Annotated in this window: 22 protein-coding genes; 9 read left to right on the top strand and 13 right to left on the bottom strand. The window is 53.7% G+C overall.

Annotation, left to right across the window (positions count from 1 at the left end; translation table 11 throughout):
• Positions 1 to 32 precede the first annotated feature (32 nt).
• Positions 33 to 575, bottom strand: coding sequence for a MarR family winged helix-turn-helix transcriptional regulator (locus ACTU44_RS11515; RefSeq protein ID WP_114097664.1), 543 nt, complete (start codon positions 573 to 575; stop codon positions 33 to 35).
• A 251-nt stretch (positions 576 to 826) separates the two neighbouring features.
• Between ACTU44_RS11515 and proV the strand changes: the two genes are divergently transcribed.
• The 5 genes from proV to ACTU44_RS11490 all read left to right on the top strand — a co-directional run bounded on the left by proV (position 827) and on the right by ACTU44_RS11490 (position 6,372).
• Positions 827 to 2,032 carry a glycine betaine/L-proline ABC transporter ATP-binding protein ProV gene (gene proV, locus ACTU44_RS11510; RefSeq protein WP_462095445.1) on the top strand — a complete coding sequence of 402 codons (1,206 nt, stop codon included), beginning with the start codon at positions 827 to 829 and terminating at the stop codon, positions 2,030 to 2,032.
• Positions 2,025 to 3,149 (top strand): glycine betaine/L-proline ABC transporter permease ProW, encoded by a 1,125-nt coding sequence (proW, locus tag ACTU44_RS11505; protein WP_462095444.1) that lies wholly within the window; start codon positions 2,025 to 2,027, stop codon positions 3,147 to 3,149. The genes proV and proW overlap by 8 nt, the downstream gene beginning before the upstream one ends.
• 101 nt (positions 3,150 to 3,250) lie before the next feature.
• Positions 3,251 to 4,267, top strand: a complete 1,017-nt coding sequence (proX, locus tag ACTU44_RS11500) for a glycine betaine/L-proline ABC transporter substrate-binding protein ProX (protein WP_462095443.1) — start codon at positions 3,251 to 3,253, stop codon at positions 4,265 to 4,267.
• Between the two features lie 204 nt (positions 4,268 to 4,471).
• Positions 4,472 to 5,335, top strand: coding sequence for an ABC transporter permease (locus ACTU44_RS11495; RefSeq protein WP_462095442.1), 864 nt, complete (start codon positions 4,472 to 4,474; stop codon positions 5,333 to 5,335).
• A complete protein-coding gene (locus tag ACTU44_RS11490) occupies positions 5,335 to 6,372 on the top strand; it encodes a quaternary amine ABC transporter ATP-binding protein (RefSeq protein WP_462095441.1) in 1,038 nt (345 codons plus the stop codon). Before ACTU44_RS11495 ends, ACTU44_RS11490 begins: the two co-directional genes overlap by 1 nt.
• Before the next feature lie 9 nt (positions 6,373 to 6,381).
• Here the strand turns inward: ACTU44_RS11490 and ACTU44_RS11485 are convergent, their stop codons facing one another.
• The gene (locus tag ACTU44_RS11485; protein ID WP_462095440.1) at positions 6,382 to 6,870 is read right to left on the bottom strand and encodes a M67 family metallopeptidase; all 489 of its coding nucleotides are present in this window, start codon (positions 6,868 to 6,870) and stop codon (positions 6,382 to 6,384) included.
• Between the two features lie 36 nt (positions 6,871 to 6,906).
• Positions 6,907 to 7,287: a hypothetical protein gene (locus tag ACTU44_RS11480; protein ID WP_462095439.1), complete on the bottom strand. Its 381-nt coding sequence runs from the start codon at positions 7,285 to 7,287 to the stop codon at positions 6,907 to 6,909.
• Between the two features lie 304 nt (positions 7,288 to 7,591).
• Here ACTU44_RS11480 and ACTU44_RS11475 point away from each other — a divergent pair, with 304 nt between their 5' ends.
• Together ACTU44_RS11475 and rpoH are read left to right on the top strand one after the other, a co-directional pair.
• The gene (locus tag ACTU44_RS11475; protein ID WP_462095438.1) at positions 7,592 to 8,572 is read left to right on the top strand and encodes an RluA family pseudouridine synthase; all 981 of its coding nucleotides are present in this window, start codon (positions 7,592 to 7,594) and stop codon (positions 8,570 to 8,572) included.
• Between the two features lie 109 nt (positions 8,573 to 8,681).
• Complete coding sequence (gene rpoH, locus ACTU44_RS11470) at positions 8,682 to 9,548, top strand: RNA polymerase sigma factor RpoH (RefSeq protein ID WP_114097657.1); 867 nt, start codon at positions 8,682 to 8,684, stop codon at positions 9,546 to 9,548.
• A gap of 116 nt (positions 9,549 to 9,664) precedes the next feature.
• Here rpoH and ACTU44_RS11465 read toward each other — a convergent pair whose 3' ends face one another.
• The 10 genes from ACTU44_RS11465 to ACTU44_RS11420 all read right to left on the bottom strand — a co-directional run bounded on the left by ACTU44_RS11465 (position 9,665) and on the right by ACTU44_RS11420 (position 22,378).
• A complete protein-coding gene (locus ACTU44_RS11465) occupies positions 9,665 to 10,141 on the bottom strand; it encodes a hypothetical protein (RefSeq protein WP_336080727.1) in 477 nt (158 codons plus the stop codon).
• A gap of 9 nt (positions 10,142 to 10,150) precedes the next feature.
• Positions 10,151 to 12,283 carry a serine/threonine-protein kinase gene (locus ACTU44_RS11460; protein WP_336080726.1) on the bottom strand — a complete coding sequence of 711 codons (2,133 nt, stop codon included), beginning with the start codon at positions 12,281 to 12,283 and terminating at the stop codon, positions 10,151 to 10,153.
• 246 nt (positions 12,284 to 12,529) lie between these two features.
• On the bottom strand, positions 12,530 to 13,825 hold the full coding sequence (locus ACTU44_RS11455; RefSeq protein WP_336080725.1) for an adenylosuccinate synthase: 1,296 nt from the start codon (positions 13,823 to 13,825) through the stop codon (positions 12,530 to 12,532).
• 35 nt (positions 13,826 to 13,860) lie between these two features.
• Positions 13,861 to 15,027 (bottom strand): ATP phosphoribosyltransferase regulatory subunit, encoded by a 1,167-nt coding sequence (locus tag ACTU44_RS11450; protein ID WP_462095437.1) that lies wholly within the window; start codon positions 15,025 to 15,027, stop codon positions 13,861 to 13,863.
• A gap of 161 nt (positions 15,028 to 15,188) precedes the next feature.
• Complete coding sequence (locus tag ACTU44_RS11445; protein WP_462095436.1) at positions 15,189 to 16,379, bottom strand: phosphoserine transaminase; 1,191 nt, start codon at positions 16,377 to 16,379, stop codon at positions 15,189 to 15,191.
• A gap of 175 nt (positions 16,380 to 16,554) precedes the next feature.
• Complete coding sequence (locus ACTU44_RS11440) at positions 16,555 to 18,426, bottom strand: SLC13 family permease (protein WP_114097652.1); 1,872 nt, start codon at positions 18,424 to 18,426, stop codon at positions 16,555 to 16,557.
• A 275-nt stretch (positions 18,427 to 18,701) separates the two neighbouring features.
• Entirely contained in the window at positions 18,702 to 19,529 is an 828-nt protein-coding gene (locus ACTU44_RS11435) for a PhzF family phenazine biosynthesis protein (RefSeq protein WP_462095435.1), read from the bottom strand.
• Between the two features lie 65 nt (positions 19,530 to 19,594).
• Positions 19,595 to 21,025 carry a pyridoxal phosphate-dependent decarboxylase family protein gene (locus ACTU44_RS11430; protein WP_462095434.1) on the bottom strand — a complete coding sequence of 477 codons (1,431 nt, stop codon included), beginning with the start codon at positions 21,023 to 21,025 and terminating at the stop codon, positions 19,595 to 19,597.
• A complete protein-coding gene (locus tag ACTU44_RS11425) occupies positions 21,022 to 21,984 on the bottom strand; it encodes a threonine dehydratase (protein ID WP_462095433.1) in 963 nt (320 codons plus the stop codon). The genes ACTU44_RS11430 and ACTU44_RS11425 overlap by 4 nt, the downstream gene beginning before the upstream one ends.
• Before the next feature lie 109 nt (positions 21,985 to 22,093).
• A complete protein-coding gene (locus ACTU44_RS11420; protein ID WP_114097780.1) occupies positions 22,094 to 22,378 on the bottom strand; it encodes a DUF1127 domain-containing protein in 285 nt (94 codons plus the stop codon).
• Between the two features lie 79 nt (positions 22,379 to 22,457).
• Here ACTU44_RS11420 and ACTU44_RS11415 point away from each other — a divergent pair, with 79 nt between their 5' ends.
• Both ACTU44_RS11415 and ACTU44_RS11410 read left to right on the top strand, forming a co-directional pair.
• Positions 22,458 to 23,915 carry an aminotransferase-like domain-containing protein gene (locus ACTU44_RS11415; protein ID WP_114097648.1) on the top strand — a complete coding sequence of 486 codons (1,458 nt, stop codon included), beginning with the start codon at positions 22,458 to 22,460 and terminating at the stop codon, positions 23,913 to 23,915.
• 212 nt (positions 23,916 to 24,127) lie between these two features.
• Positions 24,128 to 26,512: a Lon protease family protein gene (locus ACTU44_RS11410; RefSeq protein ID WP_114097779.1), complete on the top strand. Its 2,385-nt coding sequence runs from the start codon at positions 24,128 to 24,130 to the stop codon at positions 26,510 to 26,512.
• Position 26,513: the final 1 nt, after the last annotated feature.

The following is a 26,513-nucleotide window of genomic DNA, read 5'->3' as shown; positions in this document are numbered from 1 at the left end:
AGATATCTGCGCCTTGTTTTGTGCAGACATGTCTATGCGTCTTCATTGAATAGATTTCCATATTGCTGATCGGTCGGTTCGTCATCTGCAGAAATAATGTTACGACCCGTTGGCGGACGCGGATCCACATCATCAGGCGCCATCAGATGGGCGACCTGTTGCAGTGACGCCAGAATTTTCTCGCGTTCCTTCTGTCCCAGCATTTCATATGATTGCATGAAATGCCCGTCCATCAGTGGCGGTGTATTGATCAGAACATCGCGCCCCTTCTCCGTCAGGCTGCTATTTACCACGCGCTTGTCACAAGCATTGCGCGCGCGCGTAATGAAACCGCGCGCCTCAAGACGGTTCAGGATCGTCGTTACGGTTGCCTGACTAAGCGAGACATGGCGTGAAATCTCGCGGACAGTCACAGCCCCCAATTCCTCAATCGCCAGCAAAACAACCAGCTGCGGAACAGTAAGACCACAAACCTTCATCACATGTTTTGAATGAAGGTCTGTTGCCCGGATGATTTGTCTCAAAGCGACAAGAACATCTAGAAATTCCTTACGCTTTGGCTGTTCCGATCTCATATTGACGTCGCTCCCACACTTGCTGATTTGGCCTAACTTAACGTCACTATCATTTGACATCAAATGTTTTGAACTGTAACTATCTGTTTGGCGAATATAACGAGACTTGGGGGAACCTGCGCCCGAATGACGGCAATACCGCCAGCGTTTTGCGGGTCTCACAATGAAAAACCGATGAGCAATCCGGCTACGTCAAAGCTTTTCCTTTGGCGATGTCAGGCATGTTCATTGCCAAAAATCGACAAGGACTCATGACCGAAAAAATCGTTGTAAAAGACCTTTATAAAGTCTTTGGCGAACGTCCTGATCAGGCCATGCAAATGATCAATGACGGTATCGACAAAGACGAAATTTTTGACAGAACCGGACAGACCGTGGGTGTATGCGGCGCCAATTTCACCGTCCATGAGGGTGAAATTTTTGTTGTGATGGGTCTTTCAGGTTCTGGCAAATCCACGCTGGTTCGTTTGCTCAACCGCTTGATCGAACCGACATCCGGTCAGGTTCTGTATGATGGCGTCGATATTGCAGCAATGTCGGACGAAGAACTCCGCGCCTTGCGTCGTCGCGACATGGCGATGGTGTTTCAGTCTTTTGCCCTGATGCCTCACCTTTCGGTTATCGACAATGCGTCCTTCGGCCTTGAACTCGCTGGAATCGATGAGGCAGAGCGGCACAAGCGCGCCCTTACAGCCCTTGATCAGGTCGGGCTTAAGGCACATGCAAATTCTTATCCGGATGAATTGTCGGGCGGCATGCAGCAGCGCGTAGGCCTTGCGCGTGCACTGGCCAATGACCCCGCCGTCATGCTTATGGATGAAGCTTTCTCTGCCCTTGATCCACTAATCCGGACCGAGATGCAGGACGAGCTGCTTACACTTCAGCGCGAACATAAACGCACAATCATCTTCATTTCGCATGACCTTGATGAAGCCATGCGGATCGGTGATCGCATCGCGATCATGGAAGGCGGGGTCGTTGTTCAGGTTGGAAGCCCCGAAGAAATCCTCAACAATCCGGCCAATGACTACGTCAAGTCATTCTTCCGCGGCGTTGATGTATCAACCATCCTGAGCGCCAAGGACATCGCATCCAAGCGCCAGGTAACAGTGATCGAACGCGAAGGTGTCGGCCTTAAAACCGCACTTAACCGTCTGCGCAACGAAGACCGCGAGTATGGCTATATTGTTGGCGACAAGCTTGATTTCCACGGCATCATTTCCGTCGACACCCTTGATGAAGCCATCAAGTCCGGTGCAGACAAGCTCTCGGCCGCCTTCCTTCCGAATGTCGAACCTGTGTCGCACGACACCCAGCTTTCCGAACTGATCGGCACTGTAGCCCACGCGCCATGCGGCGTTCCGGTTGTCGGAGAAGACGGGAAATATATGGGCGTAATCAAGAAAGCCAACCTTTTGGCGACCCTTGACCGGGAAGGAGACGGCACCAATGGCTGATAGTAGCAATCCCTGGGGCCAGACCACTGACACCGGCTCCGCAGAAACATCTGGAACCACAGCAGGCAGCAATCCTTGGGGAAGCGCGGCCCCGGCAACCCCGGATTCAGCCGCAAGCGGTCCGGGCGGCAGTGCGGGTAGTGATGCGGCGGGGTCAACAGACTGGCTGTCCAATGCAGCCCCCGCCCCGGAAAAACATTTCGATATCCTTCATCCATTTCAGGATGCCGTGATCCCGCTTGATGGATGGGTCAATGACGGTCTTGAATGGATCGTTACGCATTTCCGCGGTGTATTCCAGGCCATTCGCTGGCCGATTGATGCAGTTCTGACCGGCGTTGAGTCCGGCCTCCAAGCAACACCGGCGATCATTGTCATTCTCATCATGGCCCTGATTGCGTGGCAGCTTGCCGGCCGTCGACTGGCTATCGGAACCCTGATTTCAATGATTGTGGTTGGTTTGATCGGGGCCTGGTCCGAAGCCATGGTCACCCTTTCACTTGTCATCACATCTGTATTTTTCTGCGTTGTCATCGGACTTCCGACCGGCATCTGGCTTGCGCGTAACGAACGGGCATCCAATGCGGTGCGTCCGATCCTTGATGCAATGCAGACGACCCCGGCCTTTGTCTATCTGGTGCCGATTGTCATGCTGTTTGGCATTGGCAATGTGCCGGGCGTGGTCGTGACCATTATCTTTGCCCTGCCCCCGCTGATCAGACTGACCATTCTTGGCATCCGTCAGGTCCCCGGCGATCTGGTCGAGGCTGCCCGTTCGTTTGGTGCCAGCCCCAAACAGCTTCTGTTTCGTGTTCAGCTTCCGCTGGCCATGCCAACCATCATGGCTGGTGTGAACCAGACACTGATGCTGGCTCTTTCGATGGTGGTGATTGCCTCCATGATCGCGGTTGGCGGTCTGGGCCAGATGGTTCTGCGTGGCATTGGCCGACTGGACATGGGGCTGGCGACCATTGGCGGCATTGGCATCGTCCTGCTTGCCATCGTCCTTGACCGGATGACCCAGGCACTGGGTCGCGATCAGCGGTCCAAGGGTACGCGCCACTGGTACGAAAGCGGCCCTGCGGCCGTCGTCCGGTCCGTACTTGGCAAAAAGTAACATCCATTCCCGAGATAGCTGATGGAACCATTCCCGGTTCCATCGGTTTGGAGAACAGGGACAGACAAACTGTCCCAGGCTCATAAAACCAGGAGAAGCTCATGACGATCCTCAAGAAACTGACAACTGGCGCTGTGATCGCTGTTACCGGCTCGATGCTGATGACCGGCACGGCCTTTGCCGACCATCACATGCCGGGCAAAGGTGTTGAAGTACAGCCGCTTAAAAGCTCGATCGCCGAAGAAACCTTCCAGACCCTGCTGGTCATGAAGGCACTTGAAGAACTTGGCTACGACGTCAAACCAATCCAGGAAATCGAGTATGCCGCCGGTCACGTTGCAATTGGTAATGGTGACGCGACCTTCCTTGCAGACCACTGGAACCCGCTACATGCCGATTTCTTCACGGCTGCTGGTGGAGATGACAAAATCTATCGCAAAGGTGTGTATTCACCGGGCGCGCTTCAGGGTTACCTGATCGACAAGAAAACGGCTGATGAACACAACATCACCAATGTCAGCCAGCTTGCTGATCCGGAAATAGCCAAACTGTTTGACAATAACGGCGACGGCAAAGCCGACCTTTCGGGTTGCAACCCGGGCTGGGGCTGCGAAGCTGTGATCGAGCATCACCTTGATGCCTATGATCTGCGCGACACCGTCACCCATAATCAGGGTTCCTATTCGGCCATTATCGCCGATACCATCACCCGTTATAAAGCCGGTGAGTCGGTCCTCTATTACACCTGGACCCCGTATTGGGTTTCCGGCGTTCTCGTACCGGGCAAAGACGTAACCTGGTTGCAGGTTCCGTTCTCGTCGCTTCCGGGCGAGCGTAAAGACGCTGATACTTCCCTGCCGGATGGTTCGGACTTCGGCTTCCAGGTGAATAATCAGCAGATCATCGCCAACAAGGCATGGGCAGAAGCCAACCCGGCGGCTGCAAAACTGTTTGAAGTCATGGAAGTTTCCGCAAATGACATCTCGGCCCAGAACCTGCGCATGCGCGATGGTGAAAAATCCGCCGAGGATATCGGCCGTCATGCGGATGCATGGATCAAGGGCCATCGCGAAATCTTCGACAAATGGCTCGAAGAAGCACGTGCTGCTGCGAAGTAATTCCGGTATGCACATCTGACCAGTTTCAGATTGGCAAATACCGCACCCCGCAGAAGAAATTCTGCGGGGTGTTTTCGTGCCAAGACCAACCAAAATCTGTCAGGAGATGTCAGGCACCCTTCGATTTACGGTCGCATGAGAAGAACGATCTTGTTAGGCTTTGAGGCTCATTGATTTTTTGAGCAAAACGGGCACCTCACCGCCATGTTTCCAGAACAGTTGAATGTGCCTTTGGGCAAGTGGGTCAATCAGTTCGTTGATTGGCTGGTCATCAATTATGGTGCCGCGTTCGAGGCCTTTGCAGACAGCCTGTTAACTGTTCTGGTCGCACTGGAACAGGTATTGCGCGGTGCGCCCTGGTGGCTGGTGCTGATTGCCATTGCTGCCATCACCTGGCATGCAAGCCGGAACTGGAAGCTTGTCCTTGGCTTGGTGGTTGCAATGTTTGTCATTGGGACACTGGGCCTTTGGGACAAGGCAATGCAAACACTCGCGCTGATGATTGTGGCCACATCCCTTTCTGTCATTATCGGGGTTCCGGTCGGGATTGCAATGGCGATGTCAAATCGTCTGCGCGCGATCATGTTACCGATCCTTGATACCATGCAAACGATGCCAAGTTTTGTGTATCTGATCCCTGCCTTGATGCTGTTTGGACTGGGCAAGGTTCCGGCCATTCTGGCAACCGTTATTTATGCAGCCCCCCCCGTTATTCGCCTGACCGATCTGGGCATTCGCCTTGTCGATCCGGAAGTTCTTGAAGCATCCCGGTCATTCGGTGCAAGCCGCAAACAGATCCTGTTTAACGTCCAGCTTCCCCTTGCGCTTCCCAATATCATGGCCGGAATTAACCAGACGACGATGATGTCGATCTCGATGGTTGTAATTGCCTCAATGATTGGTGCACGCGGTCTGGGTGAACAGGTCCTGATGGGCATTCAGCGCCTTGATGTTGGCGCCGGCATGGAAGCCGGTATTGCCATCGTCCTTCTGGCGGTTGTTTTTGACCGGATCGGACAGGCCTATGGCAAGCGATCCCAGCGCACCTCCAGTGCGGAGGATGCGTGATGAGCTACATTGAAATACGCAATATTTTCAAAATTTTCGGACCAAACCCGCAAGCTGCACTTGAACTGGCAAAATCGGGATCAGACAAGGAGGAAATCCTTGTCAGAACCGGACACACAGTTGGTCTGGATGACGTATCCCTGTCAATCGAACAGGGGGAAACCTTTGTCATCATGGGTCTTTCGGGATCGGGAAAATCGACCCTAATCCGGCACCTGAACCGCCTGATTGACCCGACTGCTGGCGAAATTTCCTTTGGCGGAGAAAATATTCTGGCAATGGATATCCCGACCCTGAATGCCTTTAGACGCAAGCGTCTTGGCATGGTATTCCAGCGGTTCGGCCTTCTGCCCCATCGTAACGTGATGGATAATGTGGCTTATGGTCTGGAAATTCAGGGCACAGATCGCAAGACCCGCGAAGACATTGCACGCAAATGGATCGAACGGGTCGGGCTTGCAGGCTACGAAAACAAGTTTCCCGATCAGCTTTCCGGCGGCATGCAGCAACGCGTCGGCCTTGCCCGTGCCCTTGCCACCGACCCGGAAGTTCTTCTGATGGACGAGGCATTTTCGGCCCTTGATCCGCTGATCCGCTCAGACATGCAGGAAGAGTTGATGAAGCTTCAGGCGGAGCTTCACAAAACCATCGTCTTTATCACCCATGATCTCGACGAGGCACTGAGGATCGGGGATCGGATCGCAATCCTCAAGGACGGCAAGCTTGTTCAGATTGGGCGCCCAGAAGAAATCATCCTTGACCCCGCTGATGACTACGTTCAGGCCTTCACGCGCGATGTAAACCGCGGAAAGGTTCTTCGTGCCAAAAGCATTATGGAACCCACAACCGGCACGATTTCAGGCGAACAGGCGGATACAAGCCAAGTGGTGCGTTCTGATACGGTCCTTGACGACATACTGCCAATGGCACTGGCGAGTGATCAGGCGATCAGGGTTCTGGATCGCAATGACAAGCTGATCGGCACGATCAAAAGACAACAGGTCATCACCGCCCTGTCTCATTCACCGGCCAATTAAGACGATCCGTTAAGCCGTTGCCGATTGGATGACCTGACAACGGCGAAAATAGCGGATGGTTTCACCACCATTAATCTGTGCAGGTGACTGGTGTTGCGCGCGGTACATTCCAGATTGCAAGACACCGCTTTGATCGGTAGCGATGATCAGCCAAAGAAAACCATGCACATCAGCGCGAGCGCGATCTGTGGTCGATGGCAGAACATTGCCGTTGGGATGGGAATGGAAACAGCCGACAACAGCCTCGTCACGGCCCCGCACGGCACGATAGGTATCAATCAGGGTCTGGGGATCAATTTCAAAGGTTTTGCGTGGCTCTGTCGCAATATTGCGCGCCGGAACAATACGACGGATGTGAGTGGGGCTTTGATTTGAAGCGATCAAAAGACCGCAACATTCCTCAGGCCAGCACCGGGCGGCAAGATCGCAGATTTCGTCATGCAGGGCGGATGAAATGAATACAGTTGCGATATCATCGGAATTTCCCTGATCTTCCATTACTCGCCCTGCCCTGTTTGGCGACCTTCACACCGCTTATTGAGCGTCCGGCTCCAGCAGGATACGCCCGATTACTTTTTTGTCTGTCAGCGAAACGACAACAAGACGAGCCCCCATTCCATTCGGGTCTTCGATCTGCAAAATCGCCTGCGTGCTCTGCACGCTATAGCCCACCAGAAGCTCACCCGGTTCAATCTTTATCTTGATATCACCAAATGCGGGGATCGACGTCACAGACAGCGTTTGAATGCCTTCTGCTGCATTCTCACCCGCGATCGGGACGACCGGGGCTGGCATGACATTCGACACGTTTTCGTCCTTGGCGTTTTTATCAAGCGACAAGCCATATGCAACAAGCCCGATGCCGATCACGATCAGCACGCCCATAAACAACACCAAGGCCTTAACTACACGCATCGTCTTTCAACCGCCCAACCTGTTGGAAAATAGTATGATCGGATAATGGACCCAATCACGCAAAACACTTTTCAAGGCCATAGCGACAAGTAAGGATAAATGCAAGGTAACAACATCACTTGCGCACGCCGGTCCTGTTTGGGCACAACAGGTATTTATTGTCGTTTGTCTGTCTGATCCGATTTCTTGCATTTCGTTGCAATCGCGCACAAAACGGCTACAAGCTGCGCTGAAGACGGCTTAACCAGTTTCAAAGCATATCCCCCATACAATAACATTCAGACACATGACCGATTGTGACCAGATGCCAGAAGAACTCAGCTATATCGCGACCGCCGATGACGAAGGAGCCCGCCTTGACAAGGTGCTGGCAACCGCATGGCCCGAACAGTCGCGTTCGCGCATCAAGTCATTGATCGAGAACGGCCATCTTAGTCTGAACGGCACTGTCGCACGCAAAATGTCAGCAAAGGTCAAACAGGGTGATGTTTTCAGCCTTGTTATTCCGCCCGCCGAGGCTGCAGAGCCGGTTGCCGAGGATATCAAACTCGACATTCTATATGAGGATGATGACCTTTTGGTGATCAACAAGCCGGCTGGCATGGTTGTACATCCGGCTGCGGGTAATGAAAGCGGAACACTTGTGAACGCGTTGCTGGCCCATTGTGGTGACAGTCTGTCAGGAATTGGGGGCGTGAAGCGGCCGGGTATCGTTCATCGCCTGGACAAGGACACCAGCGGCGCAATGGTCGTTGCCAAAAATGATATGGCCCACAGAGCCCTCTCGACCCTGTTTTCCGAAGACAAGGAGAATATTGATCGAGCATATCTTGCCGTAGTGTGGGGCGTTCCAAAACCACTGGAAGGCGATATAGAAGGCAATATCGGGCGCAGCCCGCGCAACCGTAAGAAGATGGCCGTTCTTAAAAATGCGGGAAAATACGCACTAACTCATTACAAAACCCTCGAGATTCGTGACGACTCGTTAGCATCTCTGGTTGAGTGCCGCCTCGCAACCGGTCGGACGCACCAAATCAGGGTTCATATGACCCATATCGGTCACTCACTTGTTTGTGATCCGGTCTATGGCAGGAATAAAAATTCACAGAAGTGCAACTTCAAGACGCAAGAATTACTGAACGCATTCAACAAACAGGCTCTACACGCCAGAACACTTGGCTTTGTCCACCCCCGTACCGGTAAATATATTTCTACAACCGCCCCCTTGCCAGACGACCTGAAAGACCTCATTGAAAGCCTAAACCTATCCCATGGGGTAGGTTGACCTAACCTTTATGGTCGAAAAGTCATTGACGACATCTAATACCCCCGTATAAGCTTCAGATGGTGCTAGGGGATAACAGCACCATTACGAAGCATAACGGGAGGCTTCAATGAAACAGGGAAATGCTCTTCCAGTAATCTCTCAGGATGGTCTGACAGTATATCTACAGCGTATCCGCCGTTACCCGATGCTTACCCCGGAACAGGAAACGACGTACGCCTGTAATTTCCGTGACAAGGAATGCGACAAGTCGGCGGAAAAACTGATCACCAGCCACCTTCGGCTGGTTGCCAAGATCGCCATGAGCTATCGCGGCTATGGCTTGCCTTTGAATGAACTGATTTCCGAAGGCAATGTCGGCCTGCTTCAATCCGTCAAACGTTTCGACCCTGATAAGGGTTTCCGTCTTGCAACCTACGCCATGTGGTGGATCCGCGCAGCAATTCAGGAATATATCCTTCATTCCTGGTCACTTGTGAAAATGGGCACCACAGCAGCACAGAAGAAGCTGTTCTTTAACCTTCGCAAACTCAAAAGCCAGATGCAGGCCATTGATGAAGGGGATCTGTTGCCTGAACAGGTCGAGCTCATCGCGACCAAGCTGAATGTTTCCGAAGACGACGTGATCATGATGAACCGCCGCCTTGCCGGTCCGGATCATTCGCTTAATGCGCCTGTCCGGATTGACGGTGATGGCGAATGGATGGACTGGATCGAAAGCGAAGATGAAGACCAGGAAACGCTTTTTGGCAAACGCGAAGAATTCCTTCAGCGCATGAATATGCTCAAGAGCGCGATGTCACATCTCAATGACCGCGAACGTGACATCCTGACACAGCGCCGCCTGCTTGAAAGCCCGGTAACACTGGAAAATCTTAGCGTTGCTTACGGTATTTCACGCGAACGCATCCGGCAAATCGAAGTTCGGGCCTTTGAAAAAGTCCGTAAATCGATCCATAGCGATCTGCCGCACTAATCAAATTGCAGGAATAGTCTGCTTATATTCCCCCCCCTTGCAACAAACTACGGCGGACATAAAGTCCGCCGTTCTTTTGTTCTGTTCAGGAATTTTTGAGACAGAAAGTAGTGGGATCAGTTGCCGGATCGATCCACTTCCTTAATCAAACTGTCCCCCCATGTCTTGATCAGAGTGCGCTGTTTTTTACGCAGCTCCCCTACCCGACGCTGGGCTGAGAGGTTCAGGACATTCGCAACAATTGGCGGCATTGCCAAATACAGCAGCCAGCCAAGCCCGGCGGCGCCATACATAATTGACAGGGCCAATGGCTGAAAGATTTGCTGGGTCGCACCACCAACGGTTTGGGCAGGGACAAGCCAAAGCTCAAGGATATAGGGTGCAACACCCGAAAAATTCAGACCAAAGACACAGCGTGCCATGGTCCGTCCCGGGCTGCGATCAAAAATGAAAGCAACCATCGACGGCAACAACCCGACAACCAGGGTGATAAAGGTCGGGAGTGCGACGATAAATAACAGCACCGCCGAAGCAACAACCGACAATCCGGAAAATGCGCTGCGCCCCTTTTTAGGGCCTCTACCTCTTGCCATGTCGGCCCCCTAAAAGATATGGATCAGAAACAGCGCTGATACCGTCAGCAACGCAATCATGGTCGACGCAAAGGCAGCTGCCTGTTGCCCGACTTTTTCGGCGAGCTCCAGACGTGCCGGGCCAGACGATTCGAGATCAAAGACCTCGCTTTCCGCCTCGGAATATTCGGCAACGGCCTCGACAAACTCGGACTGATCCTTGCGGCGCTCCTGCTCGTCATTGATCAGATTGTAAAGCTCAACCAGATTACCGCGCTTTGCCAGTTTCGGGATTTCGGTTTCAACCCGTTCACGGCGCGCCTTGCTATGGAAGACCTTGATGGCCGGTTCCATCAAACGTGCAACCCAGTGCGACAGGTTTTGCAGGTTGTCTGGTCCGTGACGCCACTGAACAATAGCCAGCATGCTGATAATTGCCCGGCTATACTCCACCTCGTCAGACGGGTTTTGCATTGCCATCAACTGGCCTTCAATATCATCTTCAAGGCGCGTTGCGATAAAAGCAGCAATGTGACGATCAACCGGCCAGGTATCCTCGGACGCATTTTCTGCGGCCTTTTCCAAAGCAGGTAGAAGTTGCGAAATCTCGACAACATAATCCTGTTCGATCAACGGGCTCAGACAATGCTGATTGCGTACCAGCGTGTAAAGGCAACGCTCATACCCGTAACCGGCACTTTGTTGCTGAATGTAGTAGCGCAGGTTCTTATAGAGCTGCTGGAGCTTCTGAACTTCCGAGCTATAGCCTTCCTGTCGACCGAACCAGTAGGACGGAATATCGCGAACAATCACATCAGCAAAACGTTGCGGTCCGCGACCATGCTGAACATCATAGGACAGCATGTAGCCGACCCCGTCAATCATGGCCGAAAATCCCTTGAACCGGACCGGCCCTTCATGATCCATGATCAAAATGGCACGTGCGACGAGAACATCCTCGGCAGAACGTTTGTCGGCACCGGCCCATTGCAACTGGCGCATTGCATCGGCCAGTGCCTTTGCACGGTCATTGTCGCCAAGACCACGCCTTAGCCAGATTTCAATTGTACCTTCACGCAATGGTGCCAGCGCACTGACCCAGTTTTTTGCCATGCCTTGTGCAAGGGCACGAACGGTATAGTAATCCCGGCCTGAAAGGTTTTGTGAACGCGCCGCACGCTTTTCGGTATTGGACTGAACCGGCTTGGTACGTCGCCCGTCAAGCCATGCATTAAGCTCATTGAAGCCCCAACGCTCTTCTGCATCATCGCACAGCAACCCGCGCACCGGCTCAATCAGGATAAGAGGCAACCTTTCCTGGGAGGCAATCGCTTGGAACGATCCCTTTGAAAGCTTGAGATCCATAATTTCCTGATCGCTCAGCTTGCTCAGCGGTCTGTGGCCAATGCCGAGCTCCGCGAGTGTCACACCAAGCGCATACAGATCATCAGCTGGGGTGCCAGCACCACGCCCTGCAATATCGGCACTCATGCGTGCCGTGGTTTCATATACCAAAGGCTGCGAATAACCTGGTGGAGCCGCACAACAGTCCCCCAGAACAACCTTTTGGCGTAACGGATCACCAAAAAACAGGTTACCCGCCCGGATATTACGATGGGCAAGTCCCTTATCTGCAAATGCCTGCAAGACACCGATGATCGGTTCGACGACAACTGTTGAAATATCGTGTTCGTCAATGATCGGCTTTTTGCCTTCGCCAAGAACAACACGACCACCAGATGGTTTTTCGTAGAACAAAACCATTGTGTTGCGCCCGAACGGCGGCCAGTAGGCGATTTCATGGTCAATCAGATCAATCTGACCTGCCATGTGCATACCGGTCAGAAACTGGATGTGATCATGACGCGTTGGCAAAACCGGATCGGTGACAACCGCAAAGGCACTGCCTTCATCCCGACGCAGGTTATCCGCGGAATAGGCCTTGCAATGTCCCATATCGAATTCAGGCATGCGAAGATCAAGGAATATCCTGAAGTTTCCGATCTCGACACTTTTGCCGCCAGTGGAGATCTCCAGAATGTCTTCCGTGACGTCATCCTGATCAGCGGGCGCAGATGTCCCCCCGCCCGGTGCATCCATCACCGGAGCTTGTGAAGTACCGTCCGAAACTTCCTGTTCCTGGTCTTCTGCTTGCTCTGCCATGATCCCGATATTTCTTTACGAGTTATCATTTATAGGGGCGCGTATATCCTGAATTACGGTCTTCCTGACGCGTCCTTCAGTACGCTACCTTTAAAAGGTTGATAAAACGATACTTCTGATATCGCATAGGGGCAAGTTGTTATGCACCTGCCACGCAAGCCTGTTCACAGCCAAGGCATTCAGACAAAACGAAAAAAGCCACCAGTCGGAACTGGTGGCTTTGCAGTGCAGAGCACAAATTGGCAATCAGGCACTGAACGGGTCGTGAACCAGAATGGTGTCGTCACGCTCAGGACTGGTTGAAAGCAGCGCAACCGGCGCTTCGATCAGTTCTTCGACACGGCGCACATATTTGATCGCAGCGGCCGGAAGATCGGCCCAGCTGCGCGCACCCATGGTCGTTTCAGACCAGCCTTCAATGGTTTCATAAACCGGCTTTGCTTTTGCCTGCAGACGCTGGTTTGCCGGAAGATGATCATAGATCTTGCCATCAATGTCATACCCGGTGCAGATCTTGATTTCATCAAAGCCATCAAGAACGTCAAGCTTGGTCAGTGCAATACCGGTGATACCGTTAACCTTGACCGACTGGCGGACAAGAGCAGCATCGAACCAGCCGCAACGACGCTTGCGACCGGTAACAACACCGAATTCATGACCACGCTCACCAAGGCGGTCGCCATCTGCGTCAAACAGTTCGGACGGGAACGGACCTTCGCCAACGCGGGTGGTATAGGCCTTGGTGATACCAAGAACATAACCGACCCCCGACGGGCCCATGCCAGAACCGGCAGCAGCCTGACCCGATACAGTGTTCGACGAGGTCACGAACGGATACGTGCCGTGGTCGATATCAAGCATCGTGCCCTGCGCACCTTCGAACAGGATGCGCTTGCCAGCTTCTTTGAACTGGTTCAGCGATTTCCAGACGGTGTCAGAGAACGGCAGGATTTTCGGTGCAATTTCCTTGAGCTGCGCGAGCAGTTCTGCGCCATCGACTTCCGGCTGACCAAGACCACGCAGAAGCGCATTATGGTGGGTCAGCAGGTTTTCAACCTTTGCTTCCAGCAGGTCAACATCAGCAAGATCACCAACACGGATTGCACGACGACCAACACGGTCTTCATATGCCGGACCGATACCACGGCCGGTGGTGCCGATCTTGTTGTCACCCGATGCAGCAGCTTCACGTGCGCGATCAAGGTTGCCATGCAGCGGCAGGATCAGGCAGGCATTTTCCGCCAGACGCAGGTTGTCCGGGGTAATGTCGACGCCCTGCTCTTTCAGGCGCGCAATTTCCGCAAGCAGTGCCCAGGGATCAACAACAACACCGTTGCCGATTACCGACAGCTTGTTCTGGCGAACAATACCCGACGGCAACAGGCTCAGCTTGTAGGTAACACCGTCGATCACCAAAGTATGACCGGCGTTATGACCACCCTGAAAACGCACAACGACGTCTGCCCGTTCGGACAGCCAGTCGACGATCTTGCCTTTACCTTCGTCCCCCCACTGGGAACCGATCACGGCAACATTGGTCATCGCAAAACTCCTTGCGCGATAAAAATTTCGTTCGATTAGGCGTTGAGCGGCACGACCTGGCCGCCAAGGTAAATAAAGTCACAGCCCATACGGCGCGCTTCGATCCGCGCGGCATCTTCTGTTTTTGCTTCGGCGGCCCCTTCAAGGGCGGCAACGGTGTAATGACCTTCTGCACGCAGCTGACGCGCTTCACGCTGTGGCGTACCAAGCGGCAGATAAACACGCGAAAGCGGTTCTGCATCAGGAAGACCGCGCAGAATACTGTCCATATAAAGCGACATCCCGGTTGCGGCCTCGCCAGATGCGCCGCCCGCGCGATAACGGCCTCCGCGACCGATCTCGCCGCGCACATTGCGGGCAAACAGCGTGAAGCTGACACCTGTCTGATATCGGAAACCGGCCATTTCGACGGGATCAATGGTAAGGGCAGCATCAAGGTCAGATGCCAGCACGCGCTCTGCCACATCTATCAGGCGATACAGCTCTTCGGATGCACCCAGTGGCAATTCAAGCTTTTTAAGCTTTGGCAGTGCTGTGATTGCCGGACCGGCTGCTTCGAGCAAGGCGACAAGAACGTCGGTCACCTTGCCATCAAGCGCACGAAGGGCGGCAACATCCCGGCGCTCAAGTGCTTCGGTCAGGGCTTCGCGATCATCACGCGACACACCGAATGCATCAAACAGACGAACAGGAAGTGTCGGAAGATTAAGATCGACCGAAACATCTGCAAGACCGATGCTTTCAAGCGCTTCAAGTGCAAGAAGAACAATCTCGGTATCTGCAGCCGCACTTGAAACACCGATCAGTTCCGCACCAACCTGGGCGAACTGACGTTCCGGGCGCAGATGAGATCCTTTGATCCGCAAGACATCGCCCGAATAGGACAGACGCAGCGGACGTGGTGCATCGCCAAGACGGGTTGCTGCAATTCGACCGACCTGCGGGGTCATGTCGGAACGCACACCCATCATGCGGCTAGATTCAGGATCCATAAGACGGAAAGTCTGGGTAGCAAGTTCAGGCGCCGCACCTTCAAGCAGGCTTTCCTCAAACTCGACCAGCGGGGTCTTTACCCGGTCATAGCCTGCATGTGCCAGACTGGCCATCAGCTTTTCGCGGATTTCGGCTTCCCGTGCGGCGGTTCCTGGCAGGACATCCTGCAGGCCGGCGGGCAAAAGTGCTTTCCTGGCGAGTTCGGTCATATTGTGTGCTTTCCCGGACGAGGCGCGCAAATTCAATTAGGCTCGATAACGTCCCGAGTTTTACTCAGGGCTCACTATCCGGTAGCGGTTACTACCGCGTTGTGCCGGACAGAGCAACGGGGAAAACCCCAAAAACGCAAATAATACGTACGAAATATCCGTTAGCCAGCGTTAAATTCGGCTTTTACCACCGAATACGCCCAGTCAAGCCAAGGCAAAAGTGCCTTGATATCACTTGGTTCGACCGTCGCGCCGCCCCAAATTCTCAGTCCAGCCGGCGCGTCGCGATAGCCATTGATATCAAGTGCAACATTTTCTGCTTCAAGAAGCTGCGATATCTTTTTGGGCAATGCAGCCTGCTGATCCGCCGAAAGCGAAAGCGCCCAAGGATCGACAATCTTGATGCACATCGACGTGTTCGACGCCGTTGCCGGATCTTCTGCAAGATCAGCGGCCCAGCCACTTGTCGCCAGCCAAGCATCAAGATGCGCACGATTTTCCCGGGTTCGAGCCAAAAGGCCTTCTAGGCCGCCGATGTCTTCGGCCCATTTCAGGGCGTCAATCGCATCTTCAACCACCAGCATCGAGGGTGTATTGATGGTTTCGCCACGGAAAATACCGTCAATCAACTTGCCGCCCTTGGTCATGCGGAAGATTTTGGGCATCGGCCATGCAGGCTCATGGCTTTCCAGACGCGCAACCGCACGCGGGCTCAGAATTATCACACCGTGACCGCCCTCGCCGCCCAGCACTTTCTGCCAGCTATAGGTTACAACGTCGAGCTTGTCCCATGGTAGTTCCATCGCAAAGATCGCGGAGGTCGCATCGCAGATCGTCAGACCTTTGCGTTCATCGGCAATCCAGTCGCCATTGGGCACACGCACGCCTGCCGTCGTACCGTTCCAGGTAAAGACAACGTCACGGTCAAAATCGACAGCACCAAGATCGGGCAACTTGCCGTAATCCGCTTCAAGGGTGCGAACATCTTCGAGTTTCAGCTGCTTGATAACGTCACTGACCCAGGTCGCACCAAAGCTTTCCCAAGCCAGCATATCAACACCACGCGCACCAAGCATCGACCAAAGCGTCATTTCAACAGCACCGGTATCAGACGCCGGAACCACACCCAAAAGATAATCATCAGGCAAATTCAGGATCGCGCGCGAACGGTCGATAACCTCTTCAAGGCGCTGTTTGCCCAGTTTGGAACGATGGGAACGACCAAGAATTTCCGTTTCGAGTGCAGATGCAGACCAGCCCGGGCGTTTCTTGCACGGACCCGACGAAAAATGCGGGCTTGCTGGACGAAGTGCGGGCTTTGCGAAAGCGGTATTCTCGGCATTCTGGGCCATCGGCATATTCCTGAGCAGCTGGAACAATCCGCGTGGATCATTCCGGATCAAATTAGGGGGCTGATCCTATTGAGACAAAGGCAAAAGTCAAACGCCTTCGACACAAACAAGCCAGCCAATTTTGCATGGCTGGCCCGTGTATGAGGGTCGCTAATGGTTTGGCGCAATGCGGCCCCTAGAACGGGATATCGTAATACCAGGGCGCAAACAGGCTAAAAACAATCCAAAGCACAATGATCAGCGGCGTTCCAGCCTTCAGGAAGTCAACGAACCGATAGTGCCCCGGCCCCATGACAAGCAGGTTGGTCTGGTAGCCAACTGGCGATGCAAACGAACAGTTTGCCGCCATCACCACCGCAATCGCAAAGATGTGCGGAGGCACGCCAAGCTGCTGCGCCATTCCGATTCCGATCGGCGTGAACAATACAGCGCAGGCATTGTTTGACAGAACGTTGGTAAAGGCCGCCACGATCAGGAAGAACATCGACAGGATCACAGGTGCTGGCGCCCCGCGCGTCGCAGTCAAAAGCTGATCGGCAACGAATTCCGCACCACCGGTCAGTTGCAGGGCATTGCCAAGTGCCAGTGCAGCAGCAACCAGAAGCACAATTTTTCGATCAATTGCACGCGATGCCTGGCGCAAGTTAAGCGCGCCCGATGCGATCATCAAACCCGCACCGATGAAGCTCGAAACCACAATCGGTACAACACCGGTTGCCGCCAGCGCAATGACGCCAAGGAAAATGGTCGCCGCACGACGGGCATGGAACGGACGGGGCAATGTACGCGTTGACCATTCCAGCAGCACCACATCGCGAATGGTTCGAAGTGCTTCAACATCTTCGGAACGCCCCTGCACCAAAAGCACGTCACCAGCCTCAAGCCGGATTTCGGTCATTTGTGTTCGGATCATGCGCGAACGACGTTGAATGCCCAGAACAAGGCATTTGTACTGATACCGGAAACCGATCTGTTCAAGGTTAAAACCGATCAGACGCGAGCCCGGCGGCAACATAACCTCGGCAAGAAGCTGTGTTGCCTTTTGCGGGGTTTCTTCGCCGTCACTGTTAACCGCCGCAGCATCGGCATGCAAGAGACCAGGGTCTTTTTGAAGTGCCTCGGTCAATGCCTTGCGCGTGGCCGCAACTACCAGAACGTCACCGGCCTGAATTTCCATGTCGCTTTCAAATGGCGGTAATTCAGCATGTTCACGACGAACGATCATCTGAATGGTGATGTTTGGAAGATTCTTGAAAAATCCGGCAACAGGACGGGTTCCGATCATCTGCGACGCCGGTCCCACCGTGATCTGGGCGATGAACTGTTTGCCACTGCTATCGGGATTGGTGAGCTTGCTGCGCATGGATGCAAGGGCAGGCAAAAGTCTTGGAGCGACAAACAGGACATAGATAAAGCCGCTGATCGCAAGCACACTACCAATCGCCGTGAATTCGAAGAACTCAAGCCCCGGCATCCCCAGTTCAATCAGCGAACTCGACACCAGAAGGTTGGTAGAAGAACCAATCAAGGTTGTCATCCCGCCAAGGATCGCCGCATAGGATAGCGGGATCATCAACGCGCTCGGCGAACGCTCAATACGCTCTGCAAGAGCTTGAATAATCGGGATAAAGATAACAACAACCGGGGTATTGTTGAGAAATGCCGACATCAGCATCACAACAAACAGGCCGATGAAAATTGCAACGGACGCGTTTTTCCCGCCATGTTCAGTAATCAGACCGGCGATATAGCTAACACCACCGGTCAGAACCATGCCCTGCCCGACAACAAGTAACGACAGAACAGTCAGCAAAGCCGGATTGGCAAAGCCCGACATGATGGTATCGGCCCCCATCATGTTGTGACCGTCTGCATCCAGAAGCGGGAAGAATTCAAAGAACAGCAACAGGGTTGCAATCAGCGCCATGCTGGTCAGTTCGAGCGAAATGCGCTCAAGCCCATACAGAACCAGCGACCCCGCAACAAGTGCAAGGACCACCCACATCTGCATCGACGTCGCAGAACTGGCGACAACACTTTCGATCACGATAAATCTACCCCTGTAAAACCAGCATCCTTGCGGTTTAAGGCATAGCTTCAACGCCATGTGCCCGGTCCGCATTCATCGTATTTTGCCTTTACTTAGACGAAAGCCCCATAGGCCGGTCAATAAAAAAACGGCATCGGACAGGCGCAATGCGGATTAATCGGTAGAAGCATTTCATTGAAAAACAGCAATTTCAGGGGCCTGTTGCACAAGAAAAAAACGGGCAACGATCAAGCTGCCCGTTTGTCACGATGAAGATAAAAAGTGCCCTGCCCTCAGGCCGGGATGACGATTTCACCCTTGAGATACAGAACCGCTTCGCCCTTAAGATGGACACGATCACCATCAATCTTGCAGACAACCACGCCACCGCGTGCCGATGCCTGATAACCAACCACTTCCGCCTGACCAAGCCTGCCTGCCCAATATGGTGCAACCACACAATGCATATAACCGGTGACCGGATCTTCGTTAATCCCTATCGCCGGAACGAAGAAGCGCGACACCATATCAAGTCCGGTTTTATCCCCGGGTGCTGTGACAATCACACCACGGCCTGTAAGCCTGCCCAACACCGACATGTCGGGTTTCATGCCACGCACAGCTGCGGCATCGTCATATACTGCAACAATATCTGTATCCCTGCTTGCAACCACATATGCCTCGACCGGCTTTACGCCGCCCAGTGCAGTCAGAACCTCGTCTGAAATTGCCTGTGCAGTGATTGGCTGCCTGGGGAAGTTCAGAACAATTGCGTCCCCGTCCCGTCCCGCGGTCAAAATACCGCTTTGGCTTTGCAACTTCACCAAATCTCTCTGGAAACCCAGATGATTGAAGATGACAAATGCACTGGCAAGGGTCGCATGCCCACATAGCGGCACTTCCACGGTTGGCGTGAACCAGCGAATGTGAAAATCGGCGTCACCATCATTGTCACAGGGAACAAAGAACGCCGTTTCAGACAAATTGTTTTCCATGGCAATTTTTTGCAGCACGTCATCAGGCAACCATTGGGTCAATGGCACAACTGCTGCCGGATTTCCTGCAAACAAAAGATCAGTAAAGGCATCAATCTGATATATCGGCAAAGTCTGGGTCGTCATGTCGGTATCCTGAATAGGAATTCTTTGATTCTTGAAGGCTGGATCGCACCCTGTTGAAAATCGTTTTACAGAGCCATCTCAATCGCGTCCTTGATAATCACCAGATCATGGTCCTGCGTACGCCAGTTGGAAAATGCCGCGCGGAATCCAAAATGCCCGCCATACACCGTTGGCGTGAGGAACACCTTCCCCGTCGCGTTAATGCGATCCAGCAAGGCACGATTATCGTCGTCAGTACCAAGGGCTCTGAACATCGTAACGTTAAGCTTTGGCTCGCGCAGCAGTTCCAGCTTTTCGTGGGTGCGCACCCACGCAGCCAAGCCTGCTGCCTGATCACAGTTAGCACGTACAATGCCCGCCATGCCATCGCGACCATAGGCTTTGATCGCCATCCACAGCGGCAAGGCCCGAAAACGACGTGAATTTTCCACCCCGCGATTGATATAGCTATTGCCATCCGCCTTGGTGTCAAGATATGGCGCGAACGCCCGACAACACGTTTCCAGAACAGAGACATGCCGGGTCAGGAAAATCCCGCAATCATATGGCACATTTAACCATTTGTGACCGTCCGAGGTGACTGAGTCCGCCCGTTCAATCCCAGCCAGAAAATGCGCCCTGCGATCATCAAGGGCAGCAAAAAGGCCAAATGCTGCATCAACATGCAACCAGGCGCCATAAGCGGCACACAAATCAGCAATGGCGTTGAGATTATCGAAATCGGTCGCATTCACCGTCCCTGACGATGCAATCACAATCTTGCCACGCGCATCGCTGGCATCAAGCTTTGCCTTCAGATCGACGATATCAGTTTCTTCCGAGCCCGGAAGTGTAGCGACCTTGACAAAGCTGTTGCGACCAATCCCGGTGATCGACATATCCTTGATCATGCTGGCATGGGGACTTGCTGCAAAGATCGCCAGGTCAGGCAAGACAGATGCGCCATCAGCATCAATATTGACGCCGATCCGTTCACCACACCATTGACGTGCAGCAACCAGCCCAAGCAGATTTGAAACAGTTGCGCCGGTCGTCAAAACACCATCAAAGCGGTCATGCGGCAATCCGCCCATGTCGCAAAGCCAGCTAATGACTTGCTCTTCGACAGCAGCATTAACCGATCCTTCGGGACCGGTTGCATTCTGATCAATCGCTGAAGCCAGCCAGTCACCGGCAAGGGCAGCCGGCGTCGTGCCTCCCGTCACAAAGCCAAGATACCGGGGTCCGATTGATGCGGCGAGCAGCGGCAGAATTTCTTCCTTGGCTGCCCGCAACGCATCAAGCGTGCCGCTTCCCTGCCCTGATAAGGGGCGCGAGGGGTCAAAAGCAGAGAAATCGCGGCAGGTAACATCCATGTCATCCGCCCCCTGAATGAAGCCATGGGCGACATCCCCTGTTTCCACAAGGATGCGGCCAAGCTTTTCAAGGTCATCAAACATGAGATGACGTGCATCCGCAGTGGGGCTGACAGCTGCACGATTTGAAATGCGGTTCATCTTTTCTCTCCTGAAAGGATGCGGGCGAAATCAGCCCGATCGATATTTGCCCCGGTCAATATAAGGGCAACCTTCTTGCCGATATTGCGGTCGCGGTCTGCAATTGCAGCAGCAAGCGGTAGCGCACCGGCACCTTCGGCAAGGGTATGGCAACAACTGAAATAGAGCCGCATGGCATCAGCGATCTGATCGTCATCGACTGCGACAATATCAGAAGCCCCATTTTTAATAATTTCGATCACTTTCGGATCCGGGCTGCGACAGGCAACACCATCGGCAAAGGTTTTTGCTTCTGACGTCTGAATAACCTTCCCGGCCATAAAGGACTGGCGCACTGCATCCGCGCCGGTCGCGACCACACCGACAATCTCGGTATCAATCCCGAGCGCATCGCGCGCGGCAATCAATGAACAGATGCCGGACCCCATACCGACCGGCACATAAACCCGATCAATGCCCTTTACATCTTCAAACAACTCAAGACCGTAGGATGCAACACCACGCACAAGTTCGGCATGGAATGGCGGCACCATCACGACGCCTTCTCGGGTGGCATAGGACTGCGCATATTCAGCCGCGGCCTGAAAATCATCTCCATGTTCTATGACTTCCGCACCCCATGCCCGCATGGCAGCATTCTTCTCAACCGAGTTTCCGTGCGGGACGACAATCGTTGCTGCCATACCAAACCGGCTGGCGGCATGCGCAAGACTTTGTCCGTGATTACCCCGGGTTGCCGACACGATACCGCGATTGCTATGGGCCTGACTGCCGAGATAACGGCAAAAGGTCAGACCACCCCGAATCTTGAATGCCCCAAGTCGGGTATGGTTTTCATGTTTGACATACAGGGACAATCCCGTACCACGATCCAGCAACGGCCAGTGAATTGTAGGTGTCGGTGCCACATATTGATGCACGAAATCGGCAGCCGCACGCAATTCGGTCAAGGAGAACATTCTGATTGTATCCCTGAAATTAACAAATCAAGACAATTAATCAAAACCGGTACAATGTACCGGACGGAGGCACGATGGGAGCACGCACCTCCGTCACACGCAGCAGTGGCTAACTGCGTGGTGGCAACCTGGTCCAGAACGGTTTTGACAGTTCTTCATCTATGTCGGCACGCGAAAGCCCGACATCCTTTAACATATGATCATCAAGCAACTGGATTGCATGACGGTCGCGGGACCGGGCCTGCAGACGTGCAAGATATTCCACCGCAGAGATGACAACATCCATCATCGCCGCGCGCCAGGTCGCAGGCTTTTCACCCTGCTTGCCGTTCATCAATGCGCGATCACTGACATGAATGTCGGGAAGCTGGATTGTATCGTTACAATTTACCATTTCCATCTCCTATCGGTTAATTGTCTCGATATTGTTTTGTCATTGACATTGTCATTGTGTCAATTTAAACATTGTCACCATGACAATATGGCTTCCAAACCTTTCTGACGCCGGCGGTCCTGTTTATCGACAGATCGCGCAGGCCATTCGCGCAGCGGTTAAGGACGGCTCTTTGAAGCCCGGGGACCGACTGCCAACCCACCGTGACCTCGCCTATCATCTGGGCGTGACAGTCGGTACGATTACACGATCGTATCGCGAAGCAGAACGATTGGGACTTGTCGCAGGTGAAGTCGGACGGGGGACCTATGTTCTTGATAACATCCAGTCCGAACTGGATATGGCTGCAACCGCGCCGATCCCGCTTGCCTTTACCAACAATCTGGCCCAGTTGGGTCGCAAGCCGCCTTTTGCGCATGGCGCTGAAGACGACAACGAAGATACCGGCCCGATCAATTTCCGCATGAATTGCCCCCTTCCCCCGCAGGAAGGTCATATTCGTCAGACATTGCTTGAAATTGCGGGGTCAATGCCGATTGACGACATGGTGTCATATAAATCCGAATATGGCGTCCCCCATCAACGCCAAGCGCTGGCACATGCTGCCGGTCTTGTCGGACTGGATGACAATCCGGAGCGCGTCCTTCCAACGGCCGGTGTTCAGCACGGGATGACTGTATCCCTTCTTGCAACAGTACGACCGGGTGATCTGGTCCTGTGTGAAGAACTGACCTATCCCAATTTGCGAAGCCTTGCCAACTTGCTGCAATTCCGCCTGCGCGGCGTTGCCATGGATGATCAGGGCATCATCCCCGAGGCATTGGAGAATGCCTGCCGCACCCAAAGCCCGCGCGCGATCTATCTGATGCCGACGCTGCACAATCCGCTATGCAGCACCATGGATCAGCAACGCCGCATCGAGATTGCCGAAATCCTGCGCAAATATGACCTGACACTGATTGAAGATGGCATCTATCACTTCCTTGATCCCGATGCCCCACCGCCACTTTCCTGCTTCGCCCCGGAACGCAGCATCTATCTTGATGGCGTTTCCAAAAGCATCGGCGGCGGATTGCGTGTCGGCTATATCCATGCCCCTGGCGAAATGATCGGCAAACTTGCCAGTGCGATCCGGTCGACCTGCTGGATGGTATCGACCATCAATCTGGAACTGGTCACACGGATGATCATGGATGGCAGCCTTGGCCAGTACGAAGCATGGCACCGTGATGAAGCTGCACAACGCCTTGCTGTCATTTTGGGAACACTCAAGGGATATGACGTCCGCTTCCATCCGACCAACTACCATATCTGGCTTGAACTGCCCGACCATATCGATCCGGGCGAGCTTGTTATGAATGCGGCAAATAGCGGCGTTCTTTTGACGGCAGCTCAACAGTTTTCTGTCGGTCACGTCCCGCGCGGATTGCGACTCTGTTTTGGTGCGGAACGTTCCACCGAACGTCTGCGGCGCGGGGTCCAGATCGTTGATCGATTGCTAAAAAGCAGTGATTTCGGCAATGCCGTTGTCATGTAAGGACTGCTGATTGGTCAGGGATCGCGGCGCAACACGCGCCAACATCCCTGCCAAACATTCTGGCCCAAAGCACCCCCGCCCTGATTTCCTGTCGGCATTTCAATTATTTCCGCAAGCAACGCTTGACCACGTGATTGCGTTGCTTCCAAGATATGTTGCGGGGCGCAAAAGCCCCCGATGATTTGTTATCTTGGGCAGCAGAAAGTCAGCAGATGCCAGTTTCCCGCCTTGACGCAGAAGATTGCGGTTTCCCGCATTTCCGTATTCGCAGCCCTCATAAAGACCAACAGCCGAAAATCTTTGATTTCTCATCGCATTATCGTGCCGCAGAAGCCCTTAAATTCGGCTTATCCATGTCCGAACCAGGCTTTAACATCTTTGTTCTGGGTCTGGATCGTGCCGGTCGCATGACCGCGACCCTTGATTATCTGAACAAGGCAATGGAAGAACGTTCAGCCCCGGATGACTGGGTCTATCTGAACAATTTTTCGCGCACCAACCGTCCGCGCCCCTATGCCCTTCCCGCAGGTGAAGGTCGCAAGCTTCTATCGGCGATGGAAACCCTGATTTCCCATTTACGCGAAGCGTTCGTTTCGGCCTTTAACGCTCCGGCCCATCTGACCGAAACCCAGACACAGACCGAAGAAGCCCGCACGCAGTTGCGCGAAAAGTTCGACGCCCTTCGCGAATATGCCCGCGAACGCGGTCTGGATGTTCAAGAAAACGAAAAAGGCGTGATGATTGTCGCGCTGAACGAAGAAGGCGAGCCGGTTTCACTTGACGAAATCCCCAAGGAACGTCGCAACGAGGCCGAAGATGCCTTTGAAGAAGTCGCCGAAGAAGCCCGCAAAACCCTGCTTTCGACCCGTGATCTTGAAGAACAGATTGCAGATACACTCGACAGTTTGCGCCGGGGTGCGGCAAAGGTCGTTCTGAAGCCGCGCATCAAGAAACTGCGCGACAAATTTACAAGCCCCGGCCTGAAGGCATGGTTCGAAGCGCTTGAAAAGGACATCCTTGATAATATCGATGCGTTCGAAGAAGCCAGTGACCAGCCCGCCATCGAAAGCGGTGATGGCAAGATTCCGGAAACCGTCGATGACCGTTATGCGGTTAATCTTCTGATCGACCATTCCCGTGACAAATGTCCTGATGTTGTTCTTGAACCAAGTCCGAGTTACGACAATCTTTTCGGGCAAATTCAGTACCGCCCAATGGGTGGCGGGATGCATCCGCATTTCAGCCTGATCAAGCCGGGCGCATTGCACCGTGCCAATGGCGGGGTTCTGGTTCTGCGTGCTGAATCACTGCTTGAACATGAAGAATGCTGGGGCTTCCTCAAAGCGGCCCTGCGCGACCGGGAAATCCGCATCGAAGAAACGCACAAGGGCGGTCCACCCACCGCTGGCGCCCCTGAACCGCGCCCGATTCCGCTTGATCTTAAGGTCGTAATCGTTGGTGCACCGAAATTCTACTATACCTTCTTTTCGCTCGATGTGGATTTCCGCAACCATTTCCGCGTGAAAGCCGACATTGATGCCGACATGCCCGCAGCCGGGCGCAATATTTCAATCTATACCGGGCTTCTGCGGGAGTCCGCACTCGCTCGGTCGGGTATTCCGGTCGACAACGGTGCCATCCGCCAGCTTTTGGGACAGGCCGCTCGTTGGGCCGGTGAACGCGACAAACTGACCGCCCAGATAGAGCGGGTTGAAGATGTCGGGATTGAGGCCGGTGCCCTTGCCAAATCCGATGGCCGTGAAAGCATCCGGGCTGCCGATGTCAGACGTGCCATCGAAGAACGACGTCACCGCAATTCCCGCCTGGAAGACAGATCACACGAACGCGTTCAACGCCGTGAAATCCTGATCGACAGCTATGGCGCTGTTGTTGGTCAGGTCAACGCCCTGACCGTGCTTGACTACGGCGACCACGCCTTTGGCCTTCCGGCCCGTGTTTCGGCGCGGTCATATGTCGGGAGTCTGGGTGTTTTGAATATCGAACGCATGGTCGATATGTCCGGCCCGCTGCAACAAAAATCTGTCATGACGATTGAAGGTTTCCTGAAATCGCGCTTTGCTCAGGAATTCCCGCTATCGTTTGCCTGTAACGTCACCTTCGAACAGAACTATGGCGGGATCGAAGGGGATTCTGCTTCGATGGCAGAGCTTTGTGCGATCATATCGGCAATCTCAAACGTTCCAATGCGCCAGAATATCGGCATCACCGGTTCGATGAACCAGTTTGGCGAAGCGCAACCGGTTGGCGGAATTTCGCACAAGATCGAAGGTTTCTATCGTATCTGCGCCGATCAGGGTTTCACCGGCGATCAGGGCGTGATCATTCCACAAGCCAATGCCGAAAACGTCGTCCTGCGTGAAGAAGTCGTTCAGGCGATCCGTCAGGGCAAGTTCAATATCTGGACCATTGAACATATCAATGACGCAATTGAACTTTTGGCAGGCATGCCGTCGGGTGACCGCACAGACGGCCAATATCCGACGGACAGTGTCTATGGCAAGGCCATGGAACGGCTGCGCAAAAATGATCTCATATTGCGCGACCGCTATGCCTATCCACCGCGCGCGGAGATGTAAC

It is taken from the genome of Thalassospira sp. SM2505, from assembly GCF_054901115.1.
This window is presented reverse-complemented; position numbering and strand designations above follow the sequence as displayed.